Source organism: Halorubrum sp. Ib24 (assembly GCF_002252745.1).
Lineage (GTDB): Archaea > Halobacteriota > Halobacteria > Halobacteriales > Haloferacaceae > Halorubrum.
Genome location: NZ_NHOX01000015.1, coordinates 17,232 through 34,994 on the forward strand (window position 1 = coordinate 17,232; position 17,763 = coordinate 34,994).

Below are 17,763 nucleotides of genomic sequence, written 5' to 3' on the forward strand. Positions count from 1 at the left end.
GGGCAGACCCAGCCGTTGACGAACCGGTTGACGAGCCGGTCGCACTGGCGGCATCGCCAGAGTTTCTTCATCACGCGTGGCCCTCCACCGCTTGTCGGACGGTCACGTCGTCGAGGTCACCCGTGAGGGTCTCGCGGGCGTCGAATCGGATAGACGACGGTCGCGTGCGGCTCACGCCGTCTCACCTCTCGCCTGCCATGCGCGGCGCGCTTCCAGGGCGCGTCGGGCCGACTCGGTGAGGCGGTACTCGTTGGTGCGCTTGTCGCGCGCCCGCTTGGCGACGAGGTCGCACTCGACGAGCTCGTCGAGGTTCTGGTAGAGGCGGCTGTGGTTGAGTTCATCGCCGTAGTAGCCGGCGAGTTCCGCCTTCAGCGAGAGTCCCTTGCGGGCGTCGTCGTGGGAGAGCGCCCACAGGAGATCGCGCTGGAAGGCGGTGAGACCGGCGAGGGTGTCGCCTGTGCCGGTCCCGCTCTCACCGGTGTCGACGCTACTCATCGCGCACCTCCCGCACGTCGCTGCAGAGGTCGCCGAACGCGTCAGCGCACTCTCTGCAGAGCGCGCCGCCGAACGCCGCGTCGTAGCCGTCAGCCGGCGCTTCGCAGAGACCGCAGCCGTTAGTTCGTCCGCTCGGTTCGCCGGTCGTCGCGCAGGGCTTAAGCCCCGCAGTTGCCATCATCAGCATGGTTCTGTGGTCTCAGCACAGAACCCGACCCGGTCGGGCGCTGGAACGCCGCGACCGGGATTCCTACATTTTCTCACTAGCCGAGGGTTCGTCACTCGGGCTCCGTGGATACACATGAACACTATTGTTACTTGAATGTACTGGTAGTGTTTAGAGTCACTATTCGGTCTTATATTAAATATGGGTGCGCCAATGTATTATATGAGATATGCGGGAGAGTGGATGTCTGCTGCTGACGATCGGATTCTAGAGTATCTGTCCGAACACGAATCCGGCTCTCCGACGAAAATGAAGAAGGAAGGTCCGATTCGATACTCACGTGTTCAGGTTCATCGGCGGTGTAAGAAGTTAGCAGAGAAGGGGTTAGTCAAAGATCTCGGAAACGGCGTCTACATGATCACCGACGATGGCGAGGCATACCTCGACGGTCGGCTCGACACCGAGAACTGGACCCACATCGATGACGAGAGTGATGCCGTCGAGGCACAGGATCCTCCGGATGGCGAGGCCTCGAACGGAGGCGCGACCTGAATGCGGGACTCCGTCCCGTGGATGGGCGGTCTCCACGAGCGGATTTTGGAGCGACTCGCTGACGACGGTGCTGCTGACACGTGGGAGATCGCGTTCGACATTCGCGGGCGAGTCAGTCAGAGCCGGGTGAGTGACCGGTGCGAGGTTCTAGCGGATGCCGAGCTCGTCGAGCAATACGAGCGCGAGATTGTCGACAGTCGCTACGAGATCTACTGGTCGATCACGACATGGGGAGAGTTGTTTTTAGGCGAAGATGTCGACCCGAGTCTTGACGTGCCGGTTCCGAGTCCGCGGCCGCCGCATGCTACTAGGCCAAGTAGGTGGGCTGGGTTTCGGTGATATCGCAGATACTAGGTCTACTTGAGTGAGTGTTTTTAGGCAGACTGCTTAACGGAAAATTATATCTGACAGGTAAACATTCTAGATATTATGTCTTTCACCGAGGACGATGAATTCTCATACAGCGGTCGGTTGGTATTTAATGGGATTCATACGACTGAGGTTCTAGACGCGGAGTTTGATTTTGAAGAGGTCGTTGACCGCGAGCTAGAAGACTTTAGCCCCGGTACGTTTGATTCTCCCGGAAGAGGCTATCAGACAATCCCTTTCGTCCAATACCTCCGAGAGAACCCAGAGGTGCGTGGCGAACTATCTGATCTCTGTAGCGACATACGAACACTCCGATACTTGGAAGAAAGGTGGGAACAAAGTGAGGTCGATATCGACGGAGACACTGAGATGCGTCCCGCTCGAACCGGGTATATCAATTTTGACGCTTATTGGAACCGGCCTGAATTTCTGTTCATCCGAGGAGACAAAACCAACGCAGAAACAGCGAAGCAACTGTTGTCTAATACCCTTGAGGACTATCTTGAGATACGCGAAGTCACCTTTTCACCTGATTTTCTACTCTGGCTATTTTCGAGAGAAAAGAACAATCAAGACTTACCTGGAAACCTGTCGATCAGCATGCTGACCGATGCCCGAATCGAAGGTGACGAACCTGACCTTTTCGGGCGAGAGGGACGGGTATCAGACTCCACGGACGTAACGAAGTCGATTCCCGTCCTACAAGGAATCTTGCGCCAGATGGGTGTTGTCCAACTTGAAGGCGTATTCAATTTGTCCGGCTTCTTTGTACGAGCGCGTATCTCTTCTGAGGGTCGAGTCCACATATTGGCGGATCATGCTATCCAAGGATCACCAGATATCGAACGTGCTGCGATATCGATAGCGTTCCTCCAGAAGTTTGTCTCACTCTACGAAAATTGGCTTGAAGAGGATGGTGAGAATAAGTATCCTCCTGAACAGTTCTTTGTGGATATTTACGAAGAGTGTAACCGACAGGGTGTAGAAATTCAGTACTCGATAGACGACGTAATCGAGGAATATCGTCAGAAGGGAGGGCCGGAAGAGTACCAGCAATATCAGACAGGACTAGCCGAATTCAACTAGTGTCACACAGGATTGTGGACCAGCGAACGTTGATTTTCACTTTCAGTATGGAATCATGGACTCTTTGTGTTAAGGAGATAGAATAAGAGCATATGAGCGTAACCAACCTCCGTCGCTCAGGGTCACTCGATTCTGAGTGGCTAGAATCTATTGAGGAGGATGGTTACAATGGTGTCGAGATCGACGACGTCAACAGGGACTTTGCCCCTATAATCGATGCTCACCCGTACCCGAATCAGGTCATTATAACTGGGAATATAAATTACAGAGAGGAATCAGATTACACCCAAGGTAGGGATATCTCTGTTGAGTTTGAACTGCGAACAGGGTCACGCCTTCTCATCTTTGAGTATGAGTCCGATATTCCCTCTCTCAGCCCTGTAACAGAGCAGTTTCTGGAAATCACTGATAACAGTCCGAAAATATATCATAACCTCCACGCTCCAGAAGACTCGCTATGGGACTTTTTACTTGCCTCCGATCGAGTCGTGGACATCACAGTTCTCGATGGAGGTAGAGAGGCCTCGTACAGGGAGGTAGAAGACATCCCAACACAGGATGTTATCGGAGAGTATTCTATTGAGAGCGCTAGTGTTGGATTCCAATATGAGGAAGAGAGCATTCTTGTTACCTATCAAAACGGCAATCTACAAATTGAATCAGATCACGAAAGAGCACGCGAGTACATTGTTGAGCTATTTGAGCGGGAAGTTTTAGGCCCGAATTGACATTATGGCCTCCGGCGACCCCTCTTATTTTGACTCAACAATAATCGTCGCTGAGGGGTTCCTCACAGAGTACAAGGACAGTACAGCTAATTTTGTCGCAATCACACTTGCCACACTCGTATTTTGGTCATCAGACATACCGACAAACAATCGGATAGTCAATTTTCTGCGTGCTGTTGCGGTCTTCGTAGTCGGTATCTCCTTGGCTTATACATACTGGACAGGGAGACCGTTTGGAGTCACGCTTGACTGGACGCCAACACACTACTCCGATGGAAGCCGGGTCCCCGATAAGATGTCTGAAAGTAGGGGAAATGCGCTCATACAAGATGAGAATCTCTTAATCCACGGTGAAATACAGTTCTCAAAGTTCATTTCGAACTTCTCTCTTGATTTTTCATCTTCATCAGACATAACCGTGGAATTAGAAAACAAACCACGCAGGGAACATGAGTATGATCCCGACGAGGCGGTACTCTCCTGTGAAAATATGAGCGAGCGAAGTTTCCCTATAAAACTCCGCATCTACCCTGACAGAGCCGTGGAGCAGGCTGGTCGATATCACGAATTATCTTTTATCGATGAAAAGTCGGATTCTACCATCGAACAAGTGGATGTAATTGATGTTAGGATGTGAGAATCGGTTTCTCGGTTCATTTCACAGGTCTCCTAAGAGAGACATTGCCCGGAAGCACGACATCACACCTTCCGATGGACAGCTACTCTCTGACCGCCTCCTCAACGATCTCGACCTCCTCGTCGGTCAGCCCGTACAGCTCGTAGACGATTTCGTCGATGAGCTTGTCCGTCTGCTCGATCTTGGCGTCGAGCTCCTCGGCGCGCTCCTTCGTCTCCAAGTAGTTCTCCAGATCGTCGGCCACGTCGTCGACGTCCGGCAACTCGATCGCCTTCAGCCGATCGACGAGCGAATTCGTCTTCGTCGCCGTCTCACGGAAGTTCTCGAAGCCACCCGCCTCGTCGACGGCGACCGGAACGAAGTGCTCGATCAGGTCCGCCTCCCGCTCCGTGAGGTCCGTGATCCGGAACGCCGGCAGGTACTCCGTCACCGTGTAGCCCCACTGGTCCGTTTCGCGGGGTCGCCCGTCAGACGAGGGCCGGGGCGACGCCGAGGATGGCGGTTCCGAGAAGGACCGCGCCGTATCCGGTAGCGACGAAGAATACCGCGCGTCTCGGGTGGTCGACGAGCCCCCGGCGGAGTCCGACAGCCGCGAGGTAGCCAGTCAGCGGCAACAGCTGGAGAGCGTGGAGGCCAACGAAGTGGGCGAGGCGGAGGTCTCCGACGAGCTGCCAGCCGACGATCGGGACCGTCGGCTCCGTCGCCTCGACGACCCGTGACTGGATCGCGATCATCGCCGCTCCTTCGAACGCCCCGACGACGAACCACCCGATGCCGAGGAGGATGCCCGCGGCGAACGCCGGGTGGACATCGAACTCGTTGTTGCGCGCCCGGACCGCCAGCGCTGCGACCGCGACGGTGACGACGACGATTGTGACGCCCATGACTCCCCCGACAACCCCGTCGAGGACCGTCGCCTGATTGAAGTGGGACCCAACGCCCCGCGCGGCCTGTCCGCCGATGAGGGCGATTTCAATGAGGAGACCGACCCCGACGACCCGGGAGACGCGGCGGCGAAAGTCCGGGTCGACCGGGAGGTGGACACCGAGCCAGCCGAGCGTCGCGCACACGAGTGCGATCGAGCCGGCGAACTTCGTCGGCTTGAGCCACGCCGGTTCCCCGTTGACGACCGTTGGGTCGAAGACGATGCCGACGGCGAAGGCACCAAATAGGACAGCGTTGATCGCGGCCACGGCGGACAAAACCGGATCGCGGCGTCGCAGCTCTCGGATCGACGTGGCGATCGTTCGCGCCATTGCCCGCAACTTCGTCCGTCCGCTCGTGGCCGCAGCGGCCGACTCGGAGTTCATACCGTAGTGTTGCCGGGCGATTCATGTGTGCGTGACCCCAACATGTTGGTATCTGCCCGAAGCGGCGGTGACCAGCATGATCGACGCTCGGTTCCGCATTCGCCTCCCGCCGGACCTGTACATCGCCGACCTGTCGGAGGCGTTTCCCGACGCGACCTTTCGCCTCCTCTCCGGCGTCCGCAGCGGCGCCACCGCGAAGGAACTCGGTGAGGTGCTGACTCGGACTCCGGAGTCGGTCGCGGCGGCGTTTCGCGAGCACGATGCGATCGACGCGTACGAGGTGTTGGAACGTACCGACGATCGGCTCCTCACGACGTACGAGACGACCGATGTCGACTTCTACGCCTTCGTCGAAGCCGGAGGGTTCCCGCCCGAGTTTCCGATCGAAGTGCGGAACGGGTTCTACGAGTTCGACTTGACCGGCACTCGCGGGGAGTTCGACCAGCTCCGAAAGACGCTGGAAGCGAGCGGTACCGAGTACGAGCTCCTCTCGAAGGTGAACAAGAAGCGGTCGGACCGACTCCTCACACGCCGACAAGAGGAGCTCCTCGCCGCCGGCCTCAGAGAGGGTTACTTCGAGGTCCCGCGAGGGTGCACGCTGGCGGATCTCGCCGACGTGGTCGGCGTGGACAAGTCGACCGCGAGCGGAATCGTCCGCCGAGCGCAGGCGCGGCTTATTTCGTGGTACCTGACCGACCTAAACGTCGAATGACGAGCGGGTGGGTTCGGTATACTTCTTTGGGCTGATCGAAAGGTAGTGTTCAGATTAGCTGATTCCATGCGAAGGCGAAGGCCCGAAGCCACTCGCCGGCGGTTTCTGCTTCGGCGTTGCTAAAACAGTTTGAGAAACTGGTAGTTCGACGCTTTATCTCTCGAAAGACACGTTCAACACTGTTCCGAGTTCGGTGTTTTTCATATCTGAAATCGGGACTGTGCCGGCGGCAGGCGTCTTTCAGTGAGTGCGAGCCATCGATGAGAAACAGGGGGTCGGAGACATCGTGTTTCTCGCAGAGTTCAGCAACGAACGCGTGAGCAATCATCTTGTTTGTAGTTGGTTCAAGCGTTGAATAGGGTAATTCGCTCGTGTCAGGATCGACAGCGGCATACAGCCAATACTGTTCATCATTGAGTTGGATCACCGTCTCATCAATCGCAAAGTGATCCGGAATCTGTCCAGATTGTGGCTGTAATTCAGCTTTGTGAACCCAGTTGTGAACGGTAGATCGAGCACGATCGACACCAAAAAATGACAATAATATATACTGTATTTGAAAGTGATGATCCAGCCAGATAGAGCTGAATACCGACTTTCATCAGTCGTCTCGGTGCCGCTTCTCGCTCAACAGACGCTAAGTCAATCTGGCGGATACTACCGCTGAGGCGGGTGTTTTCGTGAATGGACCACTCAGAAAACACACCGCCTCACTCTTCATCCTTATCTGAACACCGCCCACGTTGTTTTTAGAGGATTATTATATGTATAAATATCAATAAAAATATGCTCCCCGACGATACAGTTCACGTATGCACGTCCTCCTCCCGTTCGACATCGTTCCGGTGGACAGTCGGGTGCCACAGTCGGCCTTCGGCTTCTCGCCGACCAGCGAACGTGCCGTCAACTACGCCCTCGAAACGTTCGGAACTCACGACCAGTTGGAGGTGACGGCGATCCACCTCTCGGCGGACTCGATCGATCTCGAGGAGAACATCGGCGCAGCGGACATCAGACGACTGGCCGAGGAGTTGGACGTGTCGGTCGAGGTGTCGATCGAGTCGGTGACGGACGTCGGCTCGATGGCCGAGGTCCGCCAACGGATCCTGTCGATCGTCGAGCGGTCGGACATCGATACGGTCGTCATCGGCTACACCGAGGACTCGTTCATCGACTCCGTGTTCTCGGACAGCACGCCACAACAGATCCTCGAACAGGAACACTGTCCGGTGGTTTTCGTACCGTAGCGCCGGTGGTCCCGCGGATCCCGAACCGGACGGGCCGGGTGACGGGCGCCACCGGCTCCGGCGGATTCCCGATCCGCCAAAATACGATGAATAATTATGTAGGTTCAGTAACGACTTCCGACTGTGACGTATCGAATACTCGTCCCCATCGACGCGAACAAGGAGCGTACGGTAGAACAGACGGATTACGTGCGATCACTGCCGATGGACCGCGACGAAGTCGAGGTCAAGGTGATCTACGTCGACGAGGCCGATTACGAGGGCGCACCGCCGAGGGAGTTCGAGGACATCCCGTCGGCGACCACCGCCGTCGAGGAGATCGCCGACGCCGGCTTCCGCTGTGAGGGCGAGAAACTCGAGGGGTTGGTCGCACAGACGATCCTCGAGGCCGCCGAGTCGTTCGACGCCGACGAGATCGTGGTAGCCGGTCGGAAACGGTCGGGCGTTGCGGAAGTCGTGATGGGAAGCGTCACCAGTGACGTCCTCAGGTCGACGGACCGCGCCGTCGTGATCGTCGGGTGAGGTCCGATCCGTGCCCTCGGGATCGGTTTCGGCCGATCGCTGAACGGACGAAATCACGAGCGAAGCCGGACTCCCCTGCCGAGGCGGACGGTCACTCCTCGGCCAACGGCGGTTCCGTGTCGAGTAACGCCGCACTCTCCGTCCAGAGCCGCCGTGCGGCGTCGGGATCCCGGGCGGCGTTCGACGGCGACCGCGGCCGTTGATCCGCGAAGTACCGTCCAGAGACGTCCGCCGTCCGCGGCGAGACGGCGACGAACAGGATCTCCGCGGCGCCGTCGGCGACGGACGTGACCCCGGGAAGCGACTCGAGCCGTTGGAAGAGCCCCGGGAGCGGCCCGGGCAGGAACCGGCTGAAGCCGCTGCCCGGGATCGCGCCGGGATGGATGCTGTTCGACGTCACGTCACGGTCCGCGGCGTCGAGGCGTCTGGCGAGTTCCGACGCGAAGAGGACGTTCGCCAGCTTCGAGTGGCTGTACGCTCGGAAGCCGGTGAACCGGTCATCACCCCGGACCCGCTCCAGGTCCAGCGACGCCCCCTCGTGTGCGCCGGAGGCGGTCGTGACGACGCGAGCGCCCTCGCGGAGGTGGTCGAGCAGTTCGGCCGTGAGCAGGTACGGCGAGAGGTGGTTGACGTGGAACGTGTACTCGATCCCGGCGTCGGTGGTCGCCCCGTTCCTGAAGAGTCCACCGGCGTTGTTGACGAGGAGGTCGATCCCGTCGGTCTCCTCGCGGACGTCGGCCGCGAGTTCCCTGACCGCGTCGACGCTCGCGAAGTCGGCTCGGAGGAAGCCGGCGTCGACCCCGCTTCGAGTGAGCTCGTCGACCACCGCCCTGCCCGCCTCCGCGTCGCGACCGTGAACGATGACGTCGGCGCCGAGCCGGCCGAGCGCCAGTGCCGCCGCGCGACCGATCTCGCTCGTCGACCCGGTGACGACCGCCTGCAGTCCGGTACAGTCGATGTCCGACACACCCGCGCGGCTCTCCGGGAGATCGCTCATACACCCGATAGGGGCTCGACGATGAAAACAACGGCAGTCCGGTGCGGACGGGGCGGGTCGTCGGCCGATCCGGGCCGGGAGGGTGTCAGGGTTAGATGATAGCATTGTGGAAAGCGCAGTGTGGTGAACAGAGCGGCGATCAGTTCGACGCAACTGAGCAGACATAAGCAACGAAAGCACAGTGGTTCCGGTAACCGGCGTGATGAATAGTGCGACAGCAGTCTACGAGGCGATCGAGCAGGGATACGAGCCGTACTTCCTCCATACGTCGTACGGGAAGCGCATTGAAGACAAGGCGTACGAGTGTGCGAAAGCGCTTGCTGAAGAGGCTGACGCGGGTGACTTCCTTCATATCGTAACGGGGCATCTCTCACAGATCGGGACATCGAGTCTGACGGACGAAGAGATGGATGTGGCTGACGCCGATATGGAGAGTGACGAAATTCCGACGTCGTACGTCCCATTCAGAGACGCGAATCTATCGTCGATGGCGACATCGTACGCAGAAGCGACCGGTTCGGAGACGCTGTTTGTCGGCGCGCGTTCGGAGGGTTTCTCCGGGTATCCCGACTGTCGTCCGGCTTTTTTCGACGCCTTTCAGAACGTGATCGATGTCGGGACGAAGCCAGAGACGGAGATAGCGGAGCGTGGCTCGGGACTCGGTGTGCCGTACGAGATGACGTGGTCGTGTTACCGGGACGAGGAGCCTGCGTGTGGGACCTGCGATGCCTGCGCCTTCCGGCTTGAGGCGTTCCGGAACGCCGGGTCTCGCGATCCGGTCGCGTATGCTGAGCGGCCGGAGTTCTCGTAGTTCGTTGCTAGTTGGCTGCGGTTCAGTTCGGGCAGAAAGACCACTCACCAGAGCGTTTCGATACGCCGCTCGATCGCTTCGAACACCGTTGAATAGACATCGAGTGGGTGGAGTGAAGCGAGATCGTAATTTGAGACTTCAGTACCGGTTGGTGGTTCGTGAAAATGGAGTCGGGTGTTGTGTGTGTTTGGATGCCGATCCCAGCGACACTCCCAGTGGGTGTTCTCTCTCCGGGTCTCGACGTAGTGGATGGAAAAATCTCCGGTTGTGAACCATCGAATATCGACTCTGGCGTCAGCGATCGTATCGGGATATCGGTCAGTGTCAAGGGTTGCGGTGAGCAGTCGCGGTTCGTGCGTATTTGGGTCGAACTGGGTGGCAGCAACGAGTTGGTCCGTCGTCAACTGTTTTTCAAGCAGGCGTAACGTTTGTCGATCGGGCGGGCCTGTCGAGTCAGCCGCTGAATCCTCTGGGGGCGGACTCATCTTATGCGGGGATGAGGTGCCCGTCGTTCTGTGAGAGTTGGCGGGCAAGTTCGTATAAGCGAATGTCTCGGATGACCCCCTGCCAGTCGCTTACTGCAGTCATGCGGTCGTGGATCGTCTCGTGGTCTTCGGCATCGAACACCGCAACGGTGGCTGGGTCGGTGGTGCCGAATTCGGCTTCGTACTCCGTCCGTCGCTGTTCAAGCGCTTCGACGCGGTCGATAATCGCATCGACAGAGAGATCGGTGGCGATCCGACTCGCCTCTTGCCATTCGAGATACCCATTATTTCGCTCGTACGTGGCCGGACGGCTGCTACGATCAGCGCGGACAATCCCCATCTCCGCGAGGCGATCGAGGTGTTTTTTCGCTGCGTTCGGGGAGCAGTCTGCGAGTTCTGCAACCCTCGTGTACGTCGTCGGTGACGTGAGACCGAGGGCCACATCGTAGACGCGGCCGAAGGTATCGGTTCCGTCTTGCCACCGTGGCGTCTCTGTCGCTGAGTCAGGAGCCGGATCGAATTCGCTCATGTGCGTCTCTACGGAACGAGTATCAATATATGTTTGTATCACTCAAATATCTGTGAGTCTTGTGTCGGTCGAGTTTTTTGTCGCTCGGAATTGACGCCCGGCAAGGTTTGTGAGTAGCAATGTGTCTCGCTTCCGGGCGTGGCTTGCTGAACTCGACCTCTGTATCGGTCGGATTGTTACTGACACATGTCGGGGTGTTTGTTGATACCGTGCTGAATAGCGCCGCGGGGAAAGCCGTCTTATTGACCGGGCTCGTATCACCGGTGTCGAATGGGGCAACGAACGCTCGGCGGCGACGACCTCACGCGCCTGCGCGAGACGTATCTCCAGCGGGTCACCGGTGCGCTCCCGAAACAGGCGGCCGAAGCGGGCGACTGGCCGATCCACCGCGACCACTGTTTCGCCCGCGTCGTGTTGGACGGCCTGTTCGAGGGGGTCTGGTACGACCACGTCGACGGCACCCCCGCGTACGAGCAGCTGTCGGCCGACGAACTGCGCGCGGCCATCGCGATCGCCGACCGAATGCTCGAAGAAGGCAAGCCCGCCGTGGAGGCGCTGAATCGGCAGTCGCTTCGGTGGCGGGATCACTGACCGGGACCCGAGCGGCGATCGCTCGGCCGGCCGCGCTACTCGCGGACCACGCTGTCGGTCAGCCAGTGCTCGTCGAGTTCGCCGCGTCGGCGTCGCGACAGCCCGAAAGCGTACGTGACCGTGCGGCCGTCGGGGCCGGTCAGCGTGACGCGTTGTACGGCATCATCGCCGTCGCGCTCGACCGGTCCCGTCGTCGCTTCGACGTGGTCGATCATCGGGGCGTATCGCGGGTTGTGCACCATCTGCCGGAAGCGGTCAAACGGGCCCGTCGCCCGTCTGTTCGCCGGCGATGCGAAGTTGTACGCGACGCCGATGCCGGCGTTCGTGAACGGGTCGTCGTTGGTCGCTAGCGCCTCGAGTTGGATCGCGACCACCCGGTCGGCATCGTACGTCGGGTCTGGCGTCGGGAGCCCGGCTATCGGGTACCGGTCGGACATCTGAGTGTCAGATGTAGGGGCGCGAGCGGCATTAATCGTCCGTTGAGACGGCTCTAGGCGTCGCTTGTCCTCGGTCAGACGATCCGAGAGCCGGTTATTCGGCGCCGTGAGCGACGTCGTCGCGGGCCCTCCGCTCGTCCGGGACGGAGCGCCGAAACCACTGTTTCGGCTCGGGAACGACGTCCGTGGTGATTCCGATGAGCAGCGCGAAGTACCCGGCGAGGCCTCCGAGCGTCGCCGCGTGTGGCGCGCCGCTTCGACGGCCAACGGACAGGGTCGCGGCAAGGAGCGCGAGCGGCGAGCCGAAGCGGATCGCCGGATGCCGCCAGAGGCGAGTCGTGCGTTCCGGCCACCGCGCGAACGTGACTTCGACGAACACCGCGACGGCCGCACCGCCGAGAAACGGGACCGGGCGAAGCAACGCTCGCGGCGAACGTCCGTCTCGCCGCCCGGTAATCCAAACGGCGAGTGCGACGAGCGCGGCCGAAGCGGCGTCGGTGTGTCGTGTCGACACGGCACACAGTATGTCACCCCGTCGGATACCGATGTCGGTATGGCGATCGGCCCGCGCCGGTGCCGCGCACCGGAGCCGCTAGTGCCGGTATTGATGCCGCGACCGAGCCCGCAGCCGAATCTATCGCGGCTGGTCGTCGCCGACAGCCGCGAGGACGTGGCGGAGTTCTCGGCTGACTGCGTCTGTGGCGGCGGCGATCGAGTCGAAGGTGTCGCTCCCCGCGTCGCCACATCCGCGTTTGCGGACGAGCCGGACGGCCGCGTCGCTCAGGATGTCGGGACGGACAGCGACTTTCGCCGCGGTACAGGGGCTTTCCTCGTCCGAAAGCCGGTACTCAACGATGCCGCCGGGTTCTTCGTTCCGTTCCCAGTCGCCCGGGGCTGCTGGGAGCCTGTCGACCAGCGCCTGCGGATTGGCCGCCGTCTCGACGCTCGTGGTGGACATACCAGTTGTTGGGTCGTCGCGCACATACCGGTGTCGGCGAGTTCGCCGACCGAGAGCTGCGTTCCGTCCGGCACGTCGGCCTCGGCCGCCCGTGTTTGTCCGCGATGGCTCGGGCGGCGGCGTCGCCGCCGGAGAGCGAGGCGCGTTTCGCAATCGCTTCGCGTCGAAGCTCCCGTGCCGCCTCAGGCCGCCGGTCCTCGTACCGGAACCAGAACTGCTCGCGGCGCGCCTCGAAGCCCACAACCGGGCGCGGATGCGTCTGACCCCTCAGACGAACGCGACCGCTTGGAGCGCGAGCAACGGACGCTCTCGCGCAAACAGCACGGGTCGAACAACGACGAGAAGCAACGGCGTCGAGTCGCGGAGTGTCACGCCGACCTGCGACGGAAGCGCCGCGACTTCTTGCACAGGCTCTCGGCGTACTACGCTCAGGAATTCGAGCTTGTAGCGGTCGAGGACCTGAACGTGGAGGGGATGATGGAAGGTCCGTCGAACAGCCGCAACACTGCGTCTGCCGCGTGGCGAACGTTCCTCTCGTTGCTCGAATACAAGTGCGAGCGTGAAGAAACGCACTTCGTCGCGGTCAACCCGAGAGGGACGACCAAGGAGTGCGCGTCGTGCGGCGTTTCGACCGACAAGCCGTTTTGGGTCCGTGAACACTCCTGTCCGTCCTGTGGGTTTGAGGCGGACAGGGACGCGAGCGCGGCGTGGAACATCCTTTCTCGCGGTCTACAAGATGTAGGAGTGGGACACTCCGAATCAACGTCACCAGAAATCGAGGATTTCTGGTTGGCGAACGATTCGCTCGGCGATTCGTCAACGCCTGTGGAGACTGCGCTCCCTGTGGATACGTTCCTATCTGCAAAGCGCGTCGTGGAAACAGGAGGCCCTTCCGTCAAGGAGCGAACGGCGTCAGCCGTGAGCGAGTAGGGGAGGGTAGTTCACAGACGTCTCCTGTCGGGTCGACATGTTGAGCTGTGCCGTCGGGGAGCTGACGCCGCCCCCGACGAAGAGCGCGACGAGCGCGAGCGTCCGCCAGCGGCGAACATCAATAGGAGTCAGAAACTCCCGTGTGACGCCGAACGCTTCCGCAACGTTTTCGACTGAGCGGAGGGCCATAGGTCGGGATACTCAAACTCCATGGTCAGCCCTTCTGGTGGTGGCTTACGGGGCGTCTCTCACGGACGGTTCGACAGCTGTGTCTCACCGGGGTTTCGAATCGGACGATCCCGTCATTTTATGCGTAGGTCTCGCTGACACGTAGAGTGTGGCCCTCCTCGAAGCCCTCCGAGAGGTCTCGTGGCCTCTCCGTGAGCAACCGACACTGTTCGTGACGACGACATTCAGCAGGTTCGACCGAGCTCTCGTCGGGACGGACGGAAACCCGTCCCGGTCAGGCGCAACGACGACCGACCGCGCCGCTCATGCGATCGACAAGCCGCGTCCCTGCCGTTGATGCTGTACACGGTCGTCGGGAGCGGCTTCATCGCTCTCGGTCTCGCGATCGGCTGGTACGGGATCCGGCCGCTTGCGGTCGTACCGAGTGTCCTCCGTGCCACCGTTCGAGACCCGAGCGAGGTGGCCAGCACCGGCTCCTTCGTCGTGTGCCGCGGCGTTGCGAACGAATCGAGCGAGACCCTTACGACTCCGTTCACGGGATCGCGGAGCCTCGGGTTCGAGTTCGAGGTCACCGAACGGCAACCGTTCGGGATCGGGATCCCGTGGTTTCAAACCCATCTCGATGACGGTATGACGACGCGTCCGTTCACTCTCGACGGTCCGTCCGGGTCTCTCGACGTCGTCCCGTCCGCCAAACGGTTCTCTCTCGATACGGAATCAACAGTCATCACCGTCGGTGCCAGTGAAACGCCACCCGAGCGAATCCAACGGTTCGTCGACGTGCGAGACGATCTCGAACCCGTTGCGAGATGGGCACGGATTATTCCCGGACTCGGGACGCGGCGCTACGTCGAACGTCGGACCGTTCCCGACGAGGAGTATCTTATCGCGGGACACACGGAACGGCAACAGAACGAGGCCGTCCTCACAGGCGATCTTGTCATCACCGATCGCTCCCCGAGACGGTTCGCGTTCTCACGGCTCTGGCGGGCGGTGTTTCCGACGGTGGTCGCGCTGGCGTTCGTCGCTGTCGGAGTCGGAGGTATCGCCCTATGACCGACTGCGGTACGAACCTGACCATCCATCCGTCACAATGACACAGGAGACAGGCGCCATCGAGACGCGTGAATTGACAAAACAGTTCGGGACTGAGATCGCTGTCGACGGGCTCGACCTCGCCGTCGACCCCGGCACGGTGTACGGCTTCCTCGGACCGAACGGGGCCGGAAAAACGACGACGATGCGGATGCTGACGTCGCTGACGCGACCGACTGACGGTGAGGCGTGGATCAACGGAAATCCCGTCTCTGACCGTGATGAAATTCGGGCATCGATCGGCTACCTTCCCGAAGAACCGCCGGTCTTCGACGAACTCACCGGTCGTGAACAGCTCGAGTACTATGGTCGGCTTCGTGACATCCCCGCTACCGAGATGGAGACTCGGATCGCAGACTGGTTGGATCGATTCGGTCTCACGGACGACGCCGACAAGCGAATCGACGATTACTCGAAGGGCATGCGCCAGAAGATCGGGCTGATTCAGGCGCTGTTACACGAGCCCGACGTCGTATTCCTCGACGAACCGACCAGCGGACTCGACCCGCGGGCGGCTCGAACCGTCATCGACGTCATCGCGGACCTGACCGACGACGGCCACACGGTGTTCCTCTCGACGCATATCCTCTCGGTCGTCGAAGAGCTCGCGGATGTCGTCGGCGTCCTCTACGAGGGCGACCTCGTTACCGAGGGCGCACCCGCGGAACTGACGGCGCGGATGGAAGCCGAAGAGGGAACGACGCTTGAGGACGTGTTCCTCTCGGTCACCGCCGAACGCGGCCCGGCAGCTTCCGAATCGGCTCCCGGGAACGCCGGAGACGCGACGGCCCGACAAGACGGACGAGTCGAGGACGACGGACGGATTGAGGACCGATGAGGCGTGCAAAACGGCCCCGGCTCATCGCCTGGACCGAACTCCGACGCCGCTGGCGGACGATGAGGAGGAACACGACGCAGCTGTTGGCGCTCGCGTTCGCGGGCGTCATGCTGCTTCCGTTCTCAATCGGCGGTGTGTTCGGGGCGTACCTCGCCGGGGGATTCGTCGCCGGAAGCGAGACCGAGCCGCTCCTCGAATGGGCGCGGATGGCGTTCGTCTACGGATGGATCTTCGTGGTCGGATTCGGTGGATATCGCGCGTACGCCGTCGCGCTTCGCCCAGACAACGTTGGCGGCTTGTTGACGACGGTCTCACACCGGGACGTGATCGGTGGCCTCGTCCTTGCCGAACTAACGCTCTGGTCAGCGTTCCTCCTCACAATCGGAAGCGCCGCCACAGTCGCGTTCGCCGTCGGTGCCGGCTCGCTGCTCACGATCCCCGCCCTGTTGCTCACATTGTGTCTCTTACTCGCGACCGGGATCCCGGCAGGCTTCATCATCGCACTGGGGGTGCGAAACGCCGGCGTTCGATCGCGGCTCCTCAGCCGCCTTCGAACGCTGTTCCTGCTTCTGTTCGGTATCGGGTACTTCGCGCTGATATTCACGAACGCGTTCGCGTCTGTCTTGGAACCGGTCTATCGAGCGCTCGCGCCGACGCCGATCGATTGGTTCGGCGACCTCGCGGCAGTGGGGCTCGGTATCGGGGCGTCACCGCTCAGGGCGGTCGGCGCGGTGGGGTTCACAGGAGCGTTCGTCGTCGTCGCGGCCGCGTCCCTATCCCGACTTGCAGAGTGGCTTTGGTACGCTGATGGCGTTCACATCACGCACGAGATCGAGCGGTCGGAGGGGGGATCTTCACGGCTCAACGGCCTCTCAAAAGTTCTCTCACGGCCGGTCTTCGGTGTCGTTGCAGTCGATTGGAAACGTGCACGCCGGTCGCCGATCTCGCTTTCGTTCGCGTTGTATCCCCTGATCGTCCTCGCTGGTCCGACTGTCACGGCCGTCCAAACAGGGGAGATCGGAACCGGGCTGCCGCTGTGGATCGTGCTCAGTGGAACGTGGGTTGCCGGGTCGTTGTTCGCGCTCAACGTGGTGGGTCAAGAGGGCGCAGCGCTCCCCGTCACACTGCTTTCGGAGACCCCCGAACGCTCACTGGTCATCGGACACGCCCTCTCCGGTGCCCTCCTGATAGCGCCGATAACCGTCGTGGCGACCGTTACCACGGGACTTCTGAGTCCGCATTCGGTACCGGTCGTTGCGAGCCTCGGCGTGTCAGCGCTCGTCTTATCGGCCGTGTCGGGGACGATCGGGACCGGAATCGGTGTCGGTTTTCCGCGTTTTGAGGCCGTCAGCGTCTCTCGAAGTACCAAAGCGATCGTCCCCAGCGCCTTCGCGTTCGCACTCTACTCGGTCGCCGTACTTGTCGTCGCGCTCCCGACCCTTATCGCACACTCCGGTACCGTCGGCCGCGCGCTCGGCTCGGTCCTCGGGGTTAGTCAGTTCGTGATCGGTCTCAGTGGGACGCTCGTTTCGGCTGTCATCGCGTGTCTCGTCGGTCTCGTCTCGATGTACGTTGCGCGAGACCGCGTTAGCAACTATCGGCTCGGCTGAGGGTCCTGTCGCTGGTGTTGATGTCTACGGGGACGATTGGTGGTCCGCCCCGACCACACGTGAGAAGAGGCGACCTTCCCGAGGCGAGAGGCGGGCATTACGGCCGAAACGAAGACCCTGACCGGTAACGCTCTCGTACGGTCGGCTCCGTCGGAAGCCGATCGCTTCGACACTTTCCGCTGAAACGGGCGTCAGTTCGAACTGAGTATGGCCTGCCGTCGCCGTCACTCGTCTGTCCGCTCCACGCCGTCGATGTCGAGTGCGGTGGAGGCGGACGCCCGTTTACTTTGGATCGAGGCGGCCACAGGTGCGTAGCTAAATTGAATATTTGTCGCTATTCTACGTGAATATTTTTCAGCGAAGTCACTCAGCTACTTCGTGCTCGTTGGTGGTGCTATCGCAGTAATGTGGTTCCCGAAATTCATCTCCGAAGGCTACAAAAGTCTAGTACGGGGGGTTGATAGACGGA

23 protein-coding genes and 3 pseudogenes are annotated in these 17,763 nt (G+C 60.5%); 14 read left to right on the forward strand and 12 right to left on the reverse strand.

The genetic code is table 11. The annotated features are described in order from the left end of the window. Nucleotides 1-171: 171 nt before the first annotated feature. Complete coding sequence (locus tag DJ82_RS03085) at nt 172-495, reverse strand: helix-turn-helix transcriptional regulator (RefSeq protein ID WP_094581039.1); 324 nt, start codon at nt 493-495, stop codon at nt 172-174. Then, nucleotides 488-676: a hypothetical protein gene (locus DJ82_RS14375; protein WP_143420497.1), complete on the reverse strand. Its 189-nt coding sequence runs from the start codon at nt 674-676 to the stop codon at nt 488-490. The genes DJ82_RS03085 and DJ82_RS14375 overlap by 8 nt, the downstream gene beginning before the upstream one ends. A gap of 207 nt (nt 677-883) precedes the next feature. Here DJ82_RS14375 and DJ82_RS03090 point away from each other — a divergent pair, with 207 nt between their 5' ends. The 5 genes from DJ82_RS03090 to DJ82_RS14385 all read left to right on the forward strand — a co-directional run bounded on the left by DJ82_RS03090 (nt 884) and on the right by DJ82_RS14385 (nt 4,033). After that, nucleotides 884-1,213, forward strand: a complete 330-nt coding sequence (locus tag DJ82_RS03090) for a winged helix-turn-helix domain-containing protein (protein WP_094581040.1) — start codon at nt 884-886, stop codon at nt 1,211-1,213. Next, nucleotides 1,214-1,552: a repressor phrH2 gene (locus DJ82_RS03095; RefSeq protein WP_094581041.1), complete on the forward strand. Its 339-nt coding sequence runs from the start codon at nt 1,214-1,216 to the stop codon at nt 1,550-1,552. 90 nt (nt 1,553-1,642) lie between these two features. Beyond that, complete coding sequence (locus tag DJ82_RS03100; RefSeq protein ID WP_094581042.1) at nt 1,643-2,668, forward strand: hypothetical protein; 1,026 nt, start codon at nt 1,643-1,645, stop codon at nt 2,666-2,668. 92 nt (nt 2,669-2,760) lie between these two features. Further along, nucleotides 2,761-3,396 (forward strand): hypothetical protein, encoded by a 636-nt coding sequence (locus tag DJ82_RS14380; protein ID WP_143420498.1) that lies wholly within the window; start codon nt 2,761-2,763, stop codon nt 3,394-3,396. A gap of 4 nt (nt 3,397-3,400) precedes the next feature. After that, a complete protein-coding gene (locus DJ82_RS14385) occupies nt 3,401-4,033 on the forward strand; it encodes a hypothetical protein (protein ID WP_143420499.1) in 633 nt (210 codons plus the stop codon). An 82-nt stretch (nt 4,034-4,115) separates the two neighbouring features. On the opposite strand, the pseudogene DJ82_RS15175 reads toward DJ82_RS14385, so the two are convergent. Beyond that, nucleotides 4,116-4,487, reverse strand: a pseudogene (locus tag DJ82_RS15175) (restriction endonuclease); the annotation flags it as partial. 13 nt (nt 4,488-4,500) lie between these two features. Further along, nucleotides 4,501-5,289 carry a hypothetical protein gene (locus DJ82_RS03110; RefSeq protein WP_094581043.1) on the reverse strand — a complete coding sequence of 263 codons (789 nt, stop codon included), beginning with the start codon at nt 5,287-5,289 and terminating at the stop codon, nt 4,501-4,503. A gap of 130 nt (nt 5,290-5,419) precedes the next feature. Here DJ82_RS03110 and DJ82_RS03115 point away from each other — a divergent pair, with 130 nt between their 5' ends. Next, nucleotides 5,420-6,055: a helix-turn-helix domain-containing protein gene (locus DJ82_RS03115; protein ID WP_094581044.1), complete on the forward strand. Its 636-nt coding sequence runs from the start codon at nt 5,420-5,422 to the stop codon at nt 6,053-6,055. A 49-nt stretch (nt 6,056-6,104) separates the two neighbouring features. Here DJ82_RS03115 and DJ82_RS03120 read toward each other — a convergent pair. After that, nucleotides 6,105-6,741: pseudogene (locus tag DJ82_RS03120) on the reverse strand (IS6 family transposase). A 126-nt stretch (nt 6,742-6,867) separates the two neighbouring features. Here DJ82_RS03120 and DJ82_RS03125 point away from each other — a divergent pair. Together DJ82_RS03125 and DJ82_RS03130 are read left to right on the forward strand one after the other, a co-directional pair. After that, nucleotides 6,868-7,302: a universal stress protein gene (locus DJ82_RS03125; RefSeq protein ID WP_094524333.1), complete on the forward strand. Its 435-nt coding sequence runs from the start codon at nt 6,868-6,870 to the stop codon at nt 7,300-7,302. A 123-nt stretch (nt 7,303-7,425) separates the two neighbouring features. Next, entirely contained in the window at nt 7,426-7,824 is a 399-nt protein-coding gene (locus DJ82_RS03130; protein ID WP_094524332.1) for a universal stress protein, read from the forward strand. A 91-nt stretch (nt 7,825-7,915) separates the two neighbouring features. Here the strand turns inward: DJ82_RS03130 and DJ82_RS03135 are convergent, their stop codons facing one another. Next, nucleotides 7,916-8,821 carry an SDR family NAD(P)-dependent oxidoreductase gene (locus tag DJ82_RS03135; protein ID WP_094581045.1) on the reverse strand — a complete coding sequence of 302 codons (906 nt, stop codon included), beginning with the start codon at nt 8,819-8,821 and terminating at the stop codon, nt 7,916-7,918. A gap of 163 nt (nt 8,822-8,984) precedes the next feature. Between DJ82_RS03135 and DJ82_RS03140 the strand changes: the two genes are divergently transcribed. Next, on the forward strand, nt 8,985-9,632 hold the full coding sequence (locus DJ82_RS03140; protein WP_094524330.1) for a 7-cyano-7-deazaguanine synthase: 648 nt from the start codon (nt 8,985-8,987) through the stop codon (nt 9,630-9,632). A gap of 44 nt (nt 9,633-9,676) precedes the next feature. On the opposite strand, the gene DJ82_RS15640 is transcribed toward DJ82_RS03140, so the two are convergent. Next, nucleotides 9,677-10,117 (reverse strand): hypothetical protein, encoded by a 441-nt coding sequence (locus tag DJ82_RS15640; RefSeq protein WP_094557511.1) that lies wholly within the window; start codon nt 10,115-10,117, stop codon nt 9,677-9,679. Between the two features lies 1 nt (nt 10,118). After that, nucleotides 10,119-10,646, reverse strand: a complete 528-nt coding sequence (locus tag DJ82_RS03150) for a helix-turn-helix transcriptional regulator (RefSeq protein ID WP_094524328.1) — start codon at nt 10,644-10,646, stop codon at nt 10,119-10,121. 270 nt (nt 10,647-10,916) lie between these two features. On the opposite strand from DJ82_RS03150, the gene DJ82_RS03155 reads away from it, so the two are divergent. After that, nucleotides 10,917-11,237 (forward strand): hypothetical protein, encoded by a 321-nt coding sequence (locus DJ82_RS03155; RefSeq protein ID WP_094524327.1) that lies wholly within the window; start codon nt 10,917-10,919, stop codon nt 11,235-11,237. A gap of 35 nt (nt 11,238-11,272) precedes the next feature. On the opposite strand, the gene DJ82_RS03160 is transcribed toward DJ82_RS03155, so the two are convergent. From DJ82_RS03160 to DJ82_RS03170, 3 genes are all read right to left on the reverse strand, one after another. Then, entirely contained in the window at nt 11,273-11,674 is a 402-nt protein-coding gene (locus DJ82_RS03160; protein ID WP_094524326.1) for a DUF4864 domain-containing protein, read from the reverse strand. A 94-nt stretch (nt 11,675-11,768) separates the two neighbouring features. Beyond that, nucleotides 11,769-12,095 carry a hypothetical protein gene (locus DJ82_RS03165; RefSeq protein WP_094581046.1) on the reverse strand — a complete coding sequence of 109 codons (327 nt, stop codon included), beginning with the start codon at nt 12,093-12,095 and terminating at the stop codon, nt 11,769-11,771. A 213-nt stretch (nt 12,096-12,308) separates the two neighbouring features. After that, on the reverse strand, nt 12,309-12,632 hold the full coding sequence (locus DJ82_RS03170; protein ID WP_094524324.1) for a hypothetical protein: 324 nt from the start codon (nt 12,630-12,632) through the stop codon (nt 12,309-12,311). 261 nt (nt 12,633-12,893) lie between these two features. On the opposite strand from DJ82_RS03170, the pseudogene DJ82_RS03175 reads away from it, so the two are divergent. After that, nucleotides 12,894-13,562 (forward strand): annotated as a pseudogene (locus DJ82_RS03175) (RNA-guided endonuclease InsQ/TnpB family protein); the annotation flags it as partial. On the opposite strand, the gene DJ82_RS03180 reads toward DJ82_RS03175, so the two are convergent. Further along, on the reverse strand, nt 13,545-13,751 hold the full coding sequence (locus DJ82_RS03180) for a hypothetical protein (protein ID WP_094524323.1): 207 nt from the start codon (nt 13,749-13,751) through the stop codon (nt 13,545-13,547). The pseudogene DJ82_RS03175 and the gene DJ82_RS03180 sit on opposite strands and share 18 nt — an antisense overlap. Nucleotides 13,752-14,210: 459 nt before the next feature. Here DJ82_RS03180 and DJ82_RS03185 point away from each other — a divergent pair, with 459 nt between their 5' ends. Genes DJ82_RS03185 through DJ82_RS03195 form a run of 3 tightly spaced genes read left to right on the forward strand, consistent with a single transcriptional unit; the run spans nt 14,211 to nt 17,294 of the window. Then, a complete protein-coding gene (locus tag DJ82_RS03185; RefSeq protein WP_241881393.1) occupies nt 14,211-14,807 on the forward strand; it encodes a hypothetical protein in 597 nt (198 codons plus the stop codon). A 37-nt stretch (nt 14,808-14,844) separates the two neighbouring features. Further along, nucleotides 14,845-15,684 carry an ABC transporter ATP-binding protein gene (locus tag DJ82_RS03190; RefSeq protein WP_094524321.1) on the forward strand — a complete coding sequence of 280 codons (840 nt, stop codon included), beginning with the start codon at nt 14,845-14,847 and terminating at the stop codon, nt 15,682-15,684. Then, nucleotides 15,681-17,294 (forward strand): hypothetical protein, encoded by a 1,614-nt coding sequence (locus DJ82_RS03195; RefSeq protein WP_094581047.1) that lies wholly within the window; start codon nt 15,681-15,683, stop codon nt 17,292-17,294. Before DJ82_RS03190 ends, DJ82_RS03195 begins: the two co-directional genes overlap by 4 nt. The last annotated feature ends 469 nt before the right edge of the window (nt 17,295-17,763 follow it).